At 72.0% G+C, this 15,672-nt stretch carries 12 protein-coding genes; 9 read left to right on the forward strand and 3 right to left on the reverse strand.

What is annotated here, in order from left to right:
- Positions 1–16: 16 nt before the first annotated feature.
- Positions 17–1,348: an ABC transporter substrate-binding protein gene (locus ACQCO7_RS03435; protein WP_464070385.1), complete on the reverse strand. Its 1,332-nt coding sequence runs from the start codon at positions 1,346–1,348 to the stop codon at positions 17–19.
- Positions 1,349–1,603: 255 nt separating this feature from the next.
- Positions 1,604–2,965: an ROK family transcriptional regulator gene (locus tag ACQCO7_RS03440; RefSeq protein WP_464070386.1), complete on the reverse strand. Its 1,362-nt coding sequence runs from the start codon at positions 2,963–2,965 to the stop codon at positions 1,604–1,606.
- A gap of 392 nt (positions 2,966–3,357) precedes the next feature.
- Here ACQCO7_RS03440 and ACQCO7_RS03445 point away from each other — a divergent pair, with 392 nt between their 5' ends.
- From ACQCO7_RS03445 to ACQCO7_RS03465, 5 genes are all read left to right on the forward strand, one after another.
- Positions 3,358–4,266: an N-acetylglucosamine kinase gene (locus ACQCO7_RS03445; RefSeq protein ID WP_464070387.1), complete on the forward strand. Its 909-nt coding sequence runs from the start codon at positions 3,358–3,360 to the stop codon at positions 4,264–4,266.
- A gap of 204 nt (positions 4,267–4,470) precedes the next feature.
- Positions 4,471–6,369, forward strand: coding sequence for a phosphatase PAP2 family protein (locus ACQCO7_RS03450; protein ID WP_464070388.1), 1,899 nt, complete (start codon positions 4,471–4,473; stop codon positions 6,367–6,369).
- A gap of 76 nt (positions 6,370–6,445) precedes the next feature.
- The gene (locus tag ACQCO7_RS03455; RefSeq protein WP_464070389.1) at positions 6,446–8,050 is read left to right on the forward strand and encodes a phospholipid carrier-dependent glycosyltransferase; all 1,605 of its coding nucleotides are present in this window, start codon (positions 6,446–6,448) and stop codon (positions 8,048–8,050) included.
- A gap of 21 nt (positions 8,051–8,071) precedes the next feature.
- A complete protein-coding gene (locus ACQCO7_RS03460; RefSeq protein ID WP_464070390.1) occupies positions 8,072–9,007 on the forward strand; it encodes a MurR/RpiR family transcriptional regulator in 936 nt (311 codons plus the stop codon).
- A 128-nt stretch (positions 9,008–9,135) separates the two neighbouring features.
- Positions 9,136–9,522, forward strand: a complete 387-nt coding sequence (locus tag ACQCO7_RS03465) for a hypothetical protein (protein ID WP_010354474.1) — start codon at positions 9,136–9,138, stop codon at positions 9,520–9,522.
- 175 nt (positions 9,523–9,697) lie between these two features.
- Here ACQCO7_RS03465 and ACQCO7_RS03470 read toward each other — a convergent pair whose 3' ends face one another.
- Positions 9,698–10,393: a peptidoglycan-binding domain-containing protein gene (locus tag ACQCO7_RS03470; RefSeq protein ID WP_464070391.1), complete on the reverse strand. Its 696-nt coding sequence runs from the start codon at positions 10,391–10,393 to the stop codon at positions 9,698–9,700.
- A 211-nt stretch (positions 10,394–10,604) separates the two neighbouring features.
- Between ACQCO7_RS03470 and ACQCO7_RS03475 the strand changes: the two genes are divergently transcribed.
- The 4 genes from ACQCO7_RS03475 to ACQCO7_RS03490 all read left to right on the forward strand — a co-directional run bounded on the left by ACQCO7_RS03475 (position 10,605) and on the right by ACQCO7_RS03490 (position 15,663).
- On the forward strand, positions 10,605–11,459 hold the full coding sequence (locus ACQCO7_RS03475; RefSeq protein ID WP_464070392.1) for a bifunctional methylenetetrahydrofolate dehydrogenase/methenyltetrahydrofolate cyclohydrolase: 855 nt from the start codon (positions 10,605–10,607) through the stop codon (positions 11,457–11,459).
- Between the two features lie 65 nt (positions 11,460–11,524).
- Positions 11,525–12,208 carry a TetR family transcriptional regulator gene (locus tag ACQCO7_RS03480; protein ID WP_464077134.1) on the forward strand — a complete coding sequence of 228 codons (684 nt, stop codon included), beginning with the start codon at positions 11,525–11,527 and terminating at the stop codon, positions 12,206–12,208.
- A gap of 138 nt (positions 12,209–12,346) precedes the next feature.
- Positions 12,347–12,751 (forward strand): Zn-ribbon domain-containing OB-fold protein, encoded by a 405-nt coding sequence (locus ACQCO7_RS03485; RefSeq protein WP_464077135.1) that lies wholly within the window; start codon positions 12,347–12,349, stop codon positions 12,749–12,751.
- 161 nt (positions 12,752–12,912) lie between these two features.
- Complete coding sequence (locus ACQCO7_RS03490; protein WP_464070393.1) at positions 12,913–15,663, forward strand: hypothetical protein; 2,751 nt, start codon at positions 12,913–12,915, stop codon at positions 15,661–15,663.
- Positions 15,664–15,672: the final 9 nt, after the last annotated feature.

Raw genomic sequence — 15,672 nt, forward strand, 5'->3', positions numbered from 1 at the left:
TCGTACGTCAGCCCGCTCAGGCGGACAGAATGCCTGCCGCCTGGTCGAAGAACTTGCCCGACTGCGACTTGATGGTGGCCTTGCCGAAGGCCACGGCGAGGTTCGACTGGAAGAGCAGGTCCCAGATCTGGTCGGCGCCCTGCGGCGGCGGCACCGGGTTGGGCAGCACGTTGGTGGCCTTGCCGACGCGCTGGGAGATGTAGTCGGCGTTCGCCATGTTCAGTTTGTCGGTCGCGGTGAGGCCGGAGGCGATCAGGTTGCGGGCCTTCTCGGTCGGCGGGATGCCGCGCAGCAGCTGCATGTCCTTGATCGCGGTGTCGTTCTGCGCGAAGAAGGAGATGATCTTGACGGAGTCGGCGATCCGCTTGCTGGTCTTGGTGGCGCTCAGCAGGACGCCGCCGTTGACGTAGTTGCCTTCCCGCGCGCCGGACCAGAAGCCCTGCGGGGTGGGCAGGAAGTCGAGTTGCGCGTCGGTGATCGAGCCGCCCGCGCCGTAGACGCCGGAGTCGAAGGTGAACAGCGCCTTGCCGATGACGACCGCGTTCTTGGTGAGGTCGTTGTGCGCGGCCGAGGTGATCGCGGCCGGCGGGGAGGCGTTGGTCTTGCGCATCTCCGCCCAGAACTCCCACCACTCCTGGAGGGTGTCCGGGGTGAAGCCGATCTTCTTGCCGTCGTCGGAGAAGAACTGCTGGCCCTTCTCGCGGGCGAAGATCTCGAACGCCTGGAGGGTGGAGCCGCCGCCGTCGTCGACGCCGTACGTCTTGCCGCCGCTCTTCTTGTAGACCTCCTGGCCGATCGCCTTGAGGTCGTTCCAGGTCCACTCGCGGTCCGGGAGCTTCAGGCCGAGGGCTTCGAGGGCGCTGCGGTTGACGGTGAGCTGGTTGACGCCGATGCCGGAGGGGACGCCGTAGAGCTTGCCGTCGACGGTGCCGCTGGCCAGCAGCGTCTTGGAGAAGCCGGTGAGGTCGAGGGACTTGCCGACGTACTCGTCGATCGGCGCGAGGACGCCCTTGCGGGCGTACTGGGCGACGAGCCCGGTGTCCATCTGCATCAGGTCGGGGGCCGAGCCGCCCGCGACGTTGGTGTTGAACTTGTCGAAGTATCCGTCGTACCCCTGGTAGGTCTCCTGGATCTTGATCTTCGAGTTGTCCTGCTGGAAGGTAGCAAGCGCTTTCTTGTACGCCGCGTGGCGCTGGTCGCTGCCCCACCAGGTCATCGTCAGCTTGCTGTTGCTGCTGCCGGCTCCCGTGCCGCCGCCGCAGGCGCTCAGCGTGGTGCCGAGCGCCGTCGCGACCGTGATGCCGCTCGCGGCGCGGAAGATGGTTCTGCGCGAGATCTCGTGACCCACCGGGTCCCTCCCTGGATGTGCGTGACGGAATCTTCCGGCCGGTGAGGCGGCTCGGGGTCCTGTGACTGGAGTGCGCTCATGGTCCGCGACCTCGCCCGGTCGCGCCACCTCGACGAGCGGGATCCGCCCACGAACACGCCCTCGTGGGTCCGTACGGTCCGTACGGTCCGTACGGCCGGATTCGCCGCTCTGCGCCGGGGTCCCGCCCGGCTAGAAAGCGCTTGTCCGGACATTGGCAGAAGCGGACGGAGTCCGTCAATGCCTCTTGTCCGACCCCTCGGTCACGGTTTGGATTCCCCGGGCCACCGCGAGGCGCGCCGCGCCGGCCACCGTGGCGTCCTCGCCGACCTCGCTGCCGACCACCTCCGTGGGCCAGCTCAGCCGCGCCAGCTCGGCCCGCACACCGGGCAGGAGCTGCGGGTTCGCGCCGATCCCGCCGCCCAGCACGATCAGGCCCGGGTCCAGTACGGCGACGGCGGCAGCCGCCAGCCTGCCCACCTCCCGGGCGTGTCCGGCGACGAACCGTGCCGCCGCCTCGTGCCCGTTTCCGGCCAGCGCGAAGAGTTCGGCGGCGCCCTCCGGTACGCAACCCTCCGTCCACCCCTCGCGCACTCTGCGCATCAGCGCGCCCGCGCCGACGTACGCCTCCATGCCCTCCAGCACGGACTCCCGGTCCGGCAGCCACGGGTACGGCAGCCGCGCGATCTCCCCGGCGGCGCCGCCGGCACCCCGCAGCACCTGTCCGCCGACGACGATCCCGAGGCCGATGCCGTAGCCGACCTGGAGGTACCCGAAGGTGTGCCGCCCCTTGGCCGCGCCCTCGTGGAGTTCGGCGAGGGCGGCGCAGTTCACGTTGTTCTCGATGTGGACGGGGAGGTGGGAGGGGAGGGCGAGGGCGTCGATGGCGGCGGCGACGGAAGGGGTGGCGGGGTGAGGGCCGGAAGGGGGGCGGGGGTCGGAGGCCGGGTCGGCGCCGGGGGCTGGGCGGGGGTCGCGGGCGCCGGAGGCGAGGCGGGGGTCAGCGGCGAGGTTGGGGTCAGCGGTGGTCCGCTCATCGTTTTGTATGCCTGCACCTCGCCCTCCCGCAGCCGTCCAGCCCGCACCAGTCCCGCTCGCACCTCGTCCGCCCGCACCAGGCCCGCTCGCACCAAACCCACCCGCACCCGGCCCGCTCACCCCCGGTACGCCACCTCCAAGCCGCACCACATCCGGTACCGCCACCACCACCCCCCGCACCGGCCCCAGCTCCTCCCGCGCCAGCCCCCACAGCACCCCCCGCACAGCCTCCGCCGGAAGCTCCTGGTCGCGGGCCGTGTGGGACGCGACGACCGTGCCGTCCAGCGTGCACGCGCGGACCGCCGTATGGGTGGAGCCGAGGTCCACCGCGAGGACCGTTCCGGCGGCGGGGCCGATGCGGTAGACGGCGGCCGAGCGGCCGGTCGTACCGCTCGTCGTGCCCGTGCGCGCGGCCAGGCCCGCCGACTCCAGCTCGGCCACCGCGCTCGACACCGTCGGCTTGGACAGGCCCGCGAGCTGGGCCAGACGGGGCCGGGTGACGTCGCCCGCCTCCGCGAGGACGGTGAAGACCGCGCCCGCGCTCTCACTCAGGTGCTGCACAGCTCCCCCAACAGAAAAGGTCGGCGAGCACCCCGGCGCATTGTGTCGCCGGAGTTACGAATGATTGAATGTCTGGACAGCCAGCGACCGACATCCGCCGTATGACAACGGTGTCGCCTCCCACACGCAGGCAGAACGGGTCACCCCACCCGTCACCTGCGGAACGCGGCTCTCACAGGGTGTACAACAACCTCTTGACGCACCCTACTTCGTTAGTTAGCTTCCTAACGAAATCCCTACGGTACTCGCCTGCCGTACCCGACTGAAGCCCGTCCCGGGGCTTCCCGAGAAAGTTCAAGATCCGTTCACCCTCCGCACGGTTCGCCCGCCGTCGCAGCTCAGCGCACACGCCCGGCGCTGAAGGCGTTTACGTCTCGACGAAGGAAGAACCCGTGCAGGACGCACCCCCCTCATGCCCGCTTCTGGTCGGCATCGACGTGGGCGGCACCAAGACGCACCTCCGCGCGCTCGCGGGGGACGAGACGGTCGCCGACCACGTCCGTGCCAGCAGCGGCTGGCGCCCGCACGACACCGACGCCGCCGCCCGCTGGCTCGCCGGCCTCGTGAGCGAGGCGCTGCCGCCGGGCGCGCGTCCGTCCGCCGTCGCGGTGGGCGCGCACGCCTGCGAGACGCCGCGCCAGTGCGCGGACATCCGTACCGCCCTGCAAGAACTTCTCGGTGTCCCCGCGTCGATCGTCGGTGACGCCGAACTCCTCGTGCCCGCCGCCGGGCTGGACCAGGGGGTCGGGCTCGTCGCCGGTACCGGTTCGGTCGCGGTGGGCCGGCTCGCGGACGGCTCGGCGGTCCAGGTCGGCGGCTGGGGCGCGGTCCTCGGCGACGAGGGCGGCGCCGCCGGTCTGGTCCGCGAGGCGGCGCGCGCCTCCTGGGCCGCGCACGACCGGGGGGAGGCCCCCGACTCCCTGGCCCAAGGGCTCGTCGAGGCGCTCGGCGTCCCCGAAGTCCCGGCGCTGGGCGCGGCGTTGGAGAGCGCGGCCAACGCCTCCTCCGACTGGGGGCGGCACGCGCCGGTCGTCTTCTCCGCCGCCGCCTCCGGCTCCCCCCTCGCCCACGCCGTCATCGCCGAGGCCGGCCAGGCCCTCGCGGCGCTCGTCGCCCGGCTCGCCGCGCGCGGGGTGCCGGTGGACGACGTGGTGGTGGCGGGCGGGACCGTCCTCGGCCAGCCGGTGCTGTACGACGCGTTCACGGCGGGCCTCGCCGAGGCCGTACCCGGCGCGAAGGCGCGACCGTTGACGGTGGCGCCGGTCGTGGGGGCGGTGGCGCTGGCCCGCGCGCTCCTGTAGAACTCTCTCTCCTTATATATGTGCACGGCGTCGGCCGAACTGCCCGTTCACCCACGGGACATGATCCGGTTACCGTTCCCACCCGGAACGGTCACGACTCCGCCGTAGATCTTCGCTGGTACGCATCACCCGGCTCAGTCGACGGCAGTTGCCTCCGAGCCGCACCGATCGCACGATCTCCGTCACTTCCAGAGAGGCACACGCATGTCGTCCCCCGTCGCAGTGAACAGAAGGCGCTTCCTCAAGACCTCCGTGGGCGGTTCGGCCGCGCTGGTGGCCGCGCCGACACTCGTGTCGTGGCTCGGCGCCGCCGACGCCAAGGCCGCGACCCCGGCTCCGGCGGCGTTCGTCGACTCCTACAAGACGAACGTCCCCGCGAACCTGACGCCCGAGACGAACGCCGTGGTGCGCGTCCTCGGCGGGATGACGAAGGTCTGGAAGACGGGCGACGCCTGGAACACCGGCACCGCCTTGGACCGCGAGGTGCTGCGCGCCAACGTGCGCTACAGCATCCAGCTCACGCACGCGCGCACCGAGGCCCAGGGCAAGGAGGCGTTCGTCTACGACCGCCAGCACCAGAGCTACGCGGCGATCGGCGGCCTCGGCCCGCTGGCCCCGCTGTACCGCTCCGGCGCCAAGGCGGTCACCTCGATCACCGCCGCGCCCGACGGCGTCCCGGCGACGAAGATCGACGACGCCGTCCCGGCCGACGCGCCCGCCGGTTCCACGCTCGGCGCCGGCTCGCACGACTCGGACCTCGGTCTGGTCGCCACGCTCGTCGACACCCTGCGCGGCAACTACGCGTCCGGCAACCAGGGCAAGTACGCCTACCAGTACCCGCGCCCGTGGCGCATGAACGAGGACAGCCAGGTCGTCGACACCGGCAAGACCGACGACCTCGGCTTCCCGGTCTACGACTCGAAGGTCATCGTCGTCCCGCAGCTGCTGCGCCAGCGCAACATGTCGCCCAAGGACGACGGCGGCTACCCGAGCGGCCACACCAACGCCTTCCACCTGGCCTCGCTCGCCTACGCGTACGCCGTCCCGGAGCGGTTCCAGGAGATGGTGACCCGGGGCATCGAGCTGAGCCACACCCGGATCATGTCCGGCATGCACTCCACGGTCGACGTGATCGGCGGCCGGATCATGGCCACCGCGCTGGCCGCCGCGACCCTCGCCGACCCGGCGAACGCCGAGCTGAAGGCCGCCGCGCGCGCCCAGGCGCTCGCGTACTTCACGGCGAAGACCGGCACGAACGCGAACACCCTGTACGCGTACGCCCACTCGGACGCCTCCGACAAGTACGCCCACCGCGAGGCCAACGCCCGCCTGGTCAGGCCGAAGCTGACGTACGTCCTGCCCCGCAAGGGCCGCAGGACCCCGCTGACCGTCCCCAAGGGCGCCGAAGTCCTCCTGGAGACCCGCCAGCCGTACCTGACGGCGGCGCAGCGCCGCGCGGTGCTGCGGACGACCGCGCTGGAGTCCGGGTACGTCCTGCTGGACGGCTTCGAGCAGTGGGGCCGCCTCGACCTGTTCACGGCGGCGGACGGCTACGGCTCCTTCGAGTCGCACGTCACGGTCACCATGGACGCGGCCAAGCACGGCTTCCACGCGGCCGACGCCTGGCGCAACGACATCGACGGCGCCGGCGGCCTGGTCAAGAAGGGCTCCGGCACGCTCACCCTCACCGGCCACAACCGCTACCACGGCGGCACGGTCGTCAAGGAGGGCACGCTCGTCGCCGGTCACGCCAACGCGCTCGGCGAGGGCGGTGTCACCCTCACGGGCGGCACCCTGAGCGCCGCGCTGCCGGTGCGGGTGCGCGGCACCTGGACGCAGGGCGCCGCGACGCTCGACCTGACGGTCGGCAAGGGCCACGGCACCGCGCTCACCGTCTCCGGCCGGGCCCGTCTGGAGAAGGGCGCCACGCTGGTGCTGCACCTCGACGCCAAGCACCCGCCGGCCGCCGGGACGGTCGTCCACGTCCTGCACGCCACCCAGCTGCGCGGCCAGTTCGACAAGGTGAAGCTGAACTCGGCCCACCTGCGCGCCGTACCCCACTACACGGCGGACGGTCTGTCGGTACGACTCGTGAAGCGGTGACGTAACCGAGGGGCGGGAGCGGCCTGATCTGGACAGAGCGGGCGCTCCCGCCCCGTACGGTCACCCAGGGCGGACGATGGCGAGCACAGCACTCCTGCGAGACCCCCCGGCACTCGTCCGGGCCCGTCGACGCCCTTGGCTGGTCCCCCTGTTGGTGTTCCTGCTGCTGGCCCAGATGGCGGCGGCCATGGTGACGACGGCCGTTCAGCAGACGCCGACGATCGACGAGCCGGTGTACGTCGGGACGGCCGCCGACTACCTGCACGCGCACGAGGTCCGCTACAACCCCGAGCACCCGCCGCTGGGGAAGCTGGTCGTGGCCCTCGGCGTGGCCGTCGCCGATCCGCACGTCGATCCCCGATTCACCGGCGACCAGGGCGCGTTGGGCCGTCACCTGTTGTACGAGTCCGGCAACGACCCCTGGGACGTGATGTTCTGGGCCCGGTTACCCGTCATCGCCTTGACGCTGCTGTTCGGCCTGGTCGTCTTCTTCTTCGCGCGGGACGTCGCCGGGCGCGCGGCGGCCTTCGTCGCGCTCGCGCTGTACGCGTTCTCGCCGGACGTCATCGCGCACGGTTCACTGGCCACGCTGGACGTCCCGGCGGCGGGGTTCCTGCTGACGTCGGCGTGGCTGCTGTGGCGGGCGGACCGAAATCCCCCGCTGTATCTCGCCCTGGCCGGGGCGGCGTTGGGGGCGGCGCTGGCGACGAAGATGAGCACACTGCCGGCCGTACCGGTGTTCGCGGGGCTGGCGGTGGTGTCGCTCCGGCGGGCCGGTCGGCGCAAGGCGCTGCTGGGTGCGTGCGGGGTCGTGGTGACGGCGTTCGCCGTCGTGTGGGTGTCGTATCTCGTCGTCGATCCCCGGCTGCGGTGGAGTCCGGCGCCGGGTGACATTCCGTCAGTTCGCGGTCTGCGGGGGCTGGTTGTGGATCTGCTGCCGGTGCCGGAGTCGTACCGGGACGGGATGCGGGTGCAGTTCAGGTTCGAGAACCAGCAGTGGCACGGGTTCCTGTTCGGGCAGGTCTACAGCGGAGCGCGGTGGTACTACCTGCCGGCCGCGCTGCTGGTGAAGACGCCGCTGGGGATGATCGCGCTGTGGGTGGCGGGGGTGGTGGCGATGCTGTCGGTGCCGAGGCTGCGGCGCGCCGCTGTGTATGTGCTGGTGCCGACGGGGGTGTTGCTGGCGTCGGCGATGACGGGGACGCGGGATCTGGGGACGCGGTACGCGGTGTTCGTGCCCATGTTCCTCGCGGTGGCGGCGGGTTGTGCGCTGACGCTGCGGCGGGTGTGGGTGGTGTGGGCGCTGGTGGCGTTCGTCGCGGTGAGTTCGCTGCGGACGTTTCCCTACTATCTGCCGTACTCCAACGAGGCGTTCGGGGGTCCGTCCCGTACACATCTGCGGCTGCACGACTCCAACGTGGACTGGGGGCAGGACCTCGGGCGGCTCGCGGAGAAGTACCGGGGTGAGCCGATGTGGCTCGTGTACAAGGGGGCCGGGGAGCCGTCGTACTACGGCGTCGAGGCGAGCGATCCGCTGACCGTGCCCATCGAGCGGGTCCGGGGGCTGCTGGTCGTGTCGGACTCGGCGGCGGCGAAGGCCGAGGGGCGGCTCGCCGAGCTGCTGCGGACCAGCCGGGCGGTGGACGAGGTGGGGTACTCGATCACCGTCTACCGGCGGTGATCCTGGGTTATGTTGAGGCGCGTGGGAGACACAGGAGGAGGCTCCGGGCCCTCGGAGCAGCAGGCACGGGCGCAGGCGTCGGCGATCACCTCGGGGAAGGCCGTACCGGAGACGGAGCTGTCCCCGGCCTCGCAGCTGCGGGCCCTGTTCGACGGTCCGCACCTCTCCCCCGGCCAGCGGCGCATCGCGCAGTACCTGATCGAGCACCTCACCGAGGCGTCCCTCCTGTCGATCACCGACCTCGCCGAGCGCGTCGGGGTGAGCCAGCCCTCGGTGACCCGGTTCGCGGCGGCCGTCGGCTTCAGCGGCTACCCGGCGCTCAGGGAGCGGCTCCAGGCGCTGGCGCTCGGGGCGCACGGCACGGCCGAGGTGAACCGGGGCAACGAACTCCAGGCGGCGGTGGACGCCGAGATCCGCAACCTGGAGAACCTGCGCCGCGACTTCGCCGACCCGGACCAGGTCATCGAGGTGGGCCGGGGCCTGTCGGAGTCGACGCCGCTGACCGTGCTGGGCTTCAGGATCTCGGCGTCGCTCGCGGAGTACTTCACGTACGCGGCGCGCCGGGTCCACCCGGACGTGCGGCCGGTGACGCGCGGCGGGAGCGTCGCCTACGACACGCTGCTCCAGGCCCGGTCGGCGGGCGGGACGTGGGTGCTGGCGTTCTCGATGCCCCGGCACGCGCACGAGACGCTGACGGCGGTGCGGGTGGCGCGCGGGGCGGGCCTGAAGGTGGCGCTGATCACGGACCTGGCGCTGGGCCCGCTGGCCGACGAGGCGGACGCGGTGTTCGCGACGGGGACCGGGGCGCGGCTGGTGTTCGACTCGTACGCGGCGCCGGGCGTGATGGCGGCGGCGCTGCTCCAGGCCATGGCGGACGCGGGCCCGGAGCGGACGCAGGCGCGGCTGGAGGAGTACGAGCAGGTGGCCGACCGCCACCAGTTCTTCCTGCCTGACTGATCCCGCTTACGCACCGGCAACCGGAGCGTGGAGTTCCTCCGGCGAGACCGTGAATGTTTCCATACGTCTTGCAAAGGCGACGGCATATATAAATACTGCTCCGGTCGCACCGCCGCACATCGGAAGCCATGCTCATGAGTCTCACGACGACGCGCCTCAGCCCGGACTGGCCCCGCCACGTCAAGACGCCCGGCAGTTACGACTGGGAGCGTTCGGCCGTCAAATGGCTGCGCGACCTGGTGCCCGCGCGCTACGCGGGCTATCCGGCGCTGCTGCGCCACCCCGTCCTGCTCGCCCGGCACGCGCACCTCCAGGTCCAGCAGGAGGTCCGGGTGGCCCGCACGGCGCTCCAGACGGCCCGCGCCGACCTGCCGGCCCTCGGCCTGCACGAGGCGGCGATCGAGCACACGATCAAGATGTACGCCGCCGAGCTGACGCAGCTCCAGCACCTGGCGCGCGGTGTGCGGGCGGTCGCGGAGGCGCTGGCGGCTCAGTCGTCCCCCTTGCGGCGCTGACGCCAGTACCAGACCAGCCCCGCCAGCAGAGCCACCAGGAAGAGCACGGGCAGGACGAGGCCCGGGACGCGCGAGACGGACATGGCACGGCTTTCGGCTCGGTGGGCCGGGGTGCCGGACGCCCGCCGGCCCACTGTGCATAGTGACATGGGACACAGTCACCGAGCCCCGCGTGTCAGGAGGTGCGCGACTCCAGGTCGTGGCGCGTGTTGTCGCCGTACACCCCGGACTCGTCGCCCCGGATGCCGTACCAGACCTGGAAGCGGGCCACGGCCTCGGTGAGCGTCGCGTCGTACTCGCCGTTCGTGGCGCCGTGGTCGTACACGTTCGGGATGCGGCGCAGGCGCTCCTGGAGGGTGACGACCTCGGGGCCGGTGGCGCCCTCGCGCAGGACGCCGGCGCCGTCGGGGTCCTCGGCGGGGGCGCTCGGGGCGGGGGTGGGGGTCGGTGCCGGGTTCTGCTGGGCGGGGGCGCTGCTGACCGGGGGCTGGGCCGCCGCCGCGTCGTTCTGGCGGCCGGGCAGCAGGAGGATCGCGGCGGCGAAGCCGACCAGGGCGGCGGCGGAGATCGCGATGACCCCGGCCGCTCTGCGCACGCCCTTGCCGGTGGCGGGCGGCGGCGGGGGCGGGGCCGTGCGGCGGCGCGGGGGCAGGGGCGGGAGCGGTGGGATGCGCCGGGTCTCCGGCTCCTTGGAGACGTTCACCGCCTCGTAGGTGCGGGTCTCCTCCTGGTCCGGCGGGTCGTCGACGCTCAGCTCGGTCAGTTCGCGGAACAGGTCCGCCAGCGCGTCGGTGCGGCGTGGTCTGAGCACCACGATGGGTTCCAGGACCTCACGCTCGAACGGTTCGCCGCTGGTCTCCGGTGTCGGCACGCCGGTCTCCCCTCTCCTGTGATCCCTCCGGAGAGATACGGGTGGGTGGCGGGAGTGGTTCAGTGACGTGGGCGGCGGGTGATTTTCGTACGACCGCACAATCCGTCCGGCGCGGGGTACCCCACTCGGGCGACGTACGATGGAGTGACGGGGGCCGAGGACGTCACCGGCTCCCGACCGGCGTCTTCGTCCCGAAGGGTTTTCTCCTCCCGTGACCACCGCGACACTTCTCGACGGCAAGGCCGCTGCGGCCGACATCAAGACCGAGCTGGCCCAGCGGGTGAGTGCGCTCAAGGAGCGCGGGATCACCCCCGGCCTCGGCACCATCCTGGTCGGCGAGGACCCGGGCAGCCGCTCCTACGTCGGCGGCAAGCACCGCGACTGCGCGCAGGTCGGCATCGCCTCCATCCGCGTCGAACTCCCCGCCGACGCCTCGCAGGCGGACGTGGAGGCGGCGGTCCTGCGCCTCAACGAGGACCCGGCCTGCACCGGCTTCATCGTCCAGCTCCCGCTGCCCGCGCACATCGACACGCACGCGGTCCTCGAACTGATCGACCCCCGCAAGGACGCGGACGGCCTGCACCCCACCAACCTCGGCCGCCTGGTCCTAGGCATCCCGGGCCCGCTGCCCTGCACCCCGCGCGGCATCATCGACCTGCTGCGCCGCAACAACGTGGCCATCACCGGCCAGCAGTTCTGCGTCATCGGCTGCGGCATCACCGTCGGCCGTCCGCTGGGCCTGATGCTGACGCGCTCCACCGAGCACGCCACGGTGACGCTGTGCCACGAGGCCACGCAGGACGTCGCCGCGCACGCCCGGGTCGCCGACGTGGTGGTGGCCGCCGCCGGTGTCGCCCACCTCGTCACCCCGGACTGGATCAAGCCCGGCGCGACCGTCCTGTCCGTCGGCCTGACCCGCACGGTCGAGGGCATCCTCGGCGACGTCCACCCGGACGTGAGCGACGTCGCGGGCTCGTACTCGCCGCCGGTCGGCGGGGTGGGCCCGATGACGCGGGCGATGCTGCTGACGAACGTGGTGGAAGCGGCCGAGCGGCAGCAGCACTGAGTACCTCCATGGCAGGGAACTGAGTGCCATCGCGTGCTACGTTCCCTGCCATGAGCAAGCCCTCCATGCGGGACGCGCTGGTCGCGGCGGCCTTCCGGCTGTTTCTGGAGCGCGGGTACGAGCAGACCACGGTGGACGACATCGTGGCGCTCGCCGGGGTCGGACGGCGGTCGTTCTTCCGGTACTTCCCGTCCAAGGAGGACGTGGTCTTCCCCGACCACGAGCGGTGCCTCGCCGACATGACCGCGTTCCTCGCCGAGGACGACACGGGGTTCGAGCCGGTGCGGCGGGTCTGCGACGCGGCCCGCCTCGTCCTGCGGATGTACGCCGAGAACCCCTCCTTCTCCGTCCAGCGCTACCGGCTCACCAAACGCGTACCGGGGCTGCGGGCCTACGAGTTGTCGGTCGTGTGGCGGTACGAGCGGGCGCTTGCCGAGTATCTGCGCCAGCGGTTCGCCGGGCTCCCGGACGGGATCCTGCGCGCGGACGTCATCGCCGCCGCCGTGGTCGCGGCGCACAACAACGCGCTGCGGTCGTGGCTGCGGTCGGACGGCGCGGGGGACGCGAGCGCGATGGTGGACCACGCGCTGGAGTACGTCCAGTCGACCTACAGCTCCCCCTCCGCCTCTCCCGCGCCGGTGGCCGAGCACCCCGAGGACCCCGAGGACGTCGTCGTGGTCGTCTCCCGGCGGGGGGCGCCGCTGTGGCGTGTGGTCCAGGAGATCGAGACGACACTCGGCCGCGACTGAAGCGGACACCGACCTGATTTCCGGGGTACGCAGTGCCTTTACGCTTGGCACTGAGTGCCATACGCTGCTCGTGTGCACGGTGGCACACACGAGCGCCCCGTGCCGTTCCGTCCGGGCGAGCGCAGGGAGTCGATCAGCGTGTACCACCACACGAACGCCACGCAGCGGGCGGCCGGCGGGGCCGCCGTACTCGACCGGCGCACCGCCGATCACGAGGCGATCCTCTTCCAGCGCTGCGACTACTGCGGTACGGCGATGTACCACCGGCTGCTGTGCCCGGTGTGCCGGGGCAGCGAGCTGCGTACGGAGCGCGCCGAGGGCACCGGCACCGTCCGGCACACGACGGTCGTGCACCGCAACACCCCGGCCGCGCGGAACGTGTCGATGGTCGAGATGGCCGAGGGGTTCGTCGTACGCGGCCGGGTCATCGGACCGGCGATCGGGATCCACAGCGGGGACCGGGTGCGGCTGACGACCGCTCAGGACCCGGTGCGGGGCGAGCCGGTGTTCCAGCTGCTCGAAGAGCCGTACCGGTCCTGGTAGTCGGCCGGGTGGCCGACCGGATATTTTCTTGAAAGTTTCAGAACTGGCTGGAAACCGTTGGCCGTTGATCCGAACAGAGATCCCACAGCCAACCCATAGGACATGCTTCGCATCCTCAGTGACGTGCGAGGCACCCGGTTCCGACGGGACGCCCGCACTCCATGTGCGAGGAGGGAACTCCCTTGTCCCGTTCCCGGCGAATAGGTGTCACCGCTGTGGCCGCGCTCGCGGTCCTGGCGGGTTCACCGGGGTTGGCCACGGCGCAGGAAGCGCCGTCGGCAGCGAACATGCTTCCGCCCGGCTGGCGAATATCCGGCCATGATCTGCTGTGGCGCGCGCCGCAGCCCGTGCCCATGGGCGACGCGCGTGTGGAGTTCCACGCGAACGGCCGCCTCCTGGGCCTCCCCGAACAGGCCGCCGACGGCCGTACGTTCACCCTTCCCCTCGACGACGCCGCGCAGGCCGAGCAGCTCACGCGGCTCCAGGTGCAGTCGAGCGGGCGCCGGCTGGACGCCGAGGAGTCCGGGGCCCGGTCCTCCCTCGCCACTCCGCAGGCCGCTCCCGCGCTGCCCGCCAACCCGGTCGACCCCGGCAAGCCGGGCCCGTACCGCACGACGCGCGGCGAGTACTCCCTGCCCGCCGTGAAACTCCCCGGCTTCAAGGTGCCCGTGGAGATGCGGGGTCTGGTGATCGCGCCGAAGGGTGCCGCCGGGAAGCGTCCCGTGGCGCTGTTCCTGCACGGCCGCCACTCGACGTGCTTCAAGCCGGGCGGCGGCGAGGACGCCGTCACGGGCGACTGGCCGTGCGCCAAGGGCTTCAAGGAGATCCCCAGCTACCAGGGGTACGTGAAGGACCAGCAACTCCTCGCGTCCCAGGGCTATGTGACGGTCTCCATCTCCGCGAACGGCATCAACGGCCAGGACTGGGAGGCCGAGGACGCGGGCGCCCAGGCCCGCTCCTCGCTGGTCCGCCGCCACCTGGCCGACTGGGCCGGCTGGGCCGCGAAGCCGTCGTCCGCACCCGCGGTCGTCCGCGGCGCGCCGAAGACGGACCTGTCGAAGGTGCTGCTCGTCGGGCACTCGCGCGGCGGTGAGGGTGTCAACCGCGCGGCGATGGACAGCCTCTACCCGCCGCCGGCCGCCGAGGACGGCGCGCCCGGCAAGGCGCGCTGGCACGTCAGCGGCACCGTGCTGATCGGGCCGACGATCTTCGGCCAGAATCCGGTGGCCGACGTCCCGTCCGCGACGATCCTCCCGGGCTGCGACGGCGACGTCTCCGACCTCCAGGGCGAGGTGTACGTCGACGGCACGCGCGGCGTCAGCAACGGCAAGGCACTGCACAGCGCGGTGTACGTGGTCGGCGCCAACCACAACTTCTTCAACACGGAGTGGACGCCGGGCAAGGCGCAGGCCCCCGCCTGGGACGACTTCGGCAGCGACCCCGACCACCCCGACCCGGTCTGCACCCCCGGCAAGGCGACCCGCCTGACCGCCGACCAGCAGCACCAGGCAGGCTCTGTCTACATCGCCGCCGCCGCGCGCCTGTTCGTCGCCGGCGACGACCGGGTCCGCCCGCTCCTCGACGGCACGTCCGTGCGCGCCGCCTCCGCCGGGAAGGCACAGGTCCTCACGCACGCCGTCGGCGCGAACCGGGGTGCCGGGTTCCTGCCGGACGGCGCGGTGAGCGTGTCCGGCGCCCGGCTGTGCGACGAGATCAACGCCGACGAGAAGAAGAGCTGCGGACTCGACCGGTCCAAGGGCTCCTCGCCGCACTTCGCGCAGTGGGACACCGAGCGGGAGAGCGGCCGTCGCGCGGTCGCCGTCTCCTGGACCAAGCCGGGTACGGCCGCGCGGATCACCCCCGCGAAGCCGCTCTCGCTGGCCGGTTCCTCCTCCGTCGCCCTGCGCCTCTTCGTCCCGCCGAACACCAGGGGCACGCGGTTCGACGTCACCCTCCTCGACTCCGCGAACCGGCGCGCCAAGCTCGGCCAGGTCACCGTGGACGGGCTGCCCGGCTCCGCGCAGACCGCCTCCTACTGGGCGCGCGAGGTCCGGGTCCCGCTGAAGACGGCGCGGACGTTCGACCTCAAGCGCATCAAGTCCCTTGAGATCACGCCGCGTTCGAAGTCGGGCAAGGCGTGGCTGATCGACGCGTGGGGCTGGCGTGCCGGTACCCCCGCCGCTCAGGCCGCCGCGCTGCCGCGTGTCGACGTCGGCCGGCTCACGGTCCTGGAGGGCGACTCCGGGACGCGTACCTACCGGGTGCCGGTGAAGGTGTCCGGGAAGGGCAGCGGGCAGGTCCGCTACTACGTCCTCGACCCCACGTCCGGGAAGGCCACGGACAAGGTGGTGACCGTCCGGCCGGGCGCGAACGCCATCGACGTACCGGTGACGGTCAAGGGCGACACCCGGTTCGGGTACGACCTCCGGCAGGACATCGCCGTGAAGGCGGTGCGCGGCGCGGTCGTCGGAAAGTACCGGGGCGGGGTCACCGCGAAGAACGACGACCCGGAGCCCAAGGCGACGCTCGTACCGGTGGCCGACAAGGTGACCGAGGGCGGGACGCTGCGGTGGCGGGTCACGCTGTCGGAGACCGCGGACGTCGACATCTGGCACGCGGTCCGGCTCCTCCCGGTGACCGAGGGGGCCGAGCTGTCCACGAAGGACGTCGACCCGCAGTGGCTGGAGGACAACTCGGGCCAGAAGCCGGACCCGGAGCGCCCGCTGTCCCAGGCGGACGTCTGGGTGTGGGTGTCCGTGGAGGCCGGGAAGACCACGGCGGACATCGAGGTGCCGACCGTCAAGGACTCGGTGACCGAGCCGGTGGAGTCGGTACGGGCCGTGCTGACCGACCAGGACGGCAAGGAGATCCCGGGGACGGGCGTCACGGGGACGGTGACGGACGCGTCCTGACGCCACCCG

The organism is Streptomyces saintjeani, assembly GCF_055409605.1.

What these genes read in the sequence shown, in the direction of transcription:
- ACQCO7_RS03450 (WP_464070388.1), top strand. Translation starts at nt 4,471, where the DNA reads ATGTCGTCCCCCGTCGCAGTGAACAGAAGGCGCTTCCTCAAGACCTCC.
- ACQCO7_RS03455 (WP_464070389.1), top strand. Translation starts at nt 6,446, where the DNA reads ATGGCGAGCACAGCACTCCTGCGAGACCCCCCGGCACTCGTCCGGGCC.
- ACQCO7_RS03465 (WP_010354474.1), top strand. Translation starts at nt 9,136, where the DNA reads ATGCTCATGAGTCTCACGACGACGCGCCTCAGCCCGGACTGGCCCCGC.
- ACQCO7_RS03480 (WP_464077134.1), top strand. Translation starts at nt 11,525, where the DNA reads ATGCGGGACGCGCTGGTCGCGGCGGCCTTCCGGCTGTTTCTGGAGCGC.
- ACQCO7_RS03490 (WP_464070393.1), top strand. Translation starts at nt 12,913, where the DNA reads ATGTGCGAGGAGGGAACTCCCTTGTCCCGTTCCCGGCGAATAGGTGTC.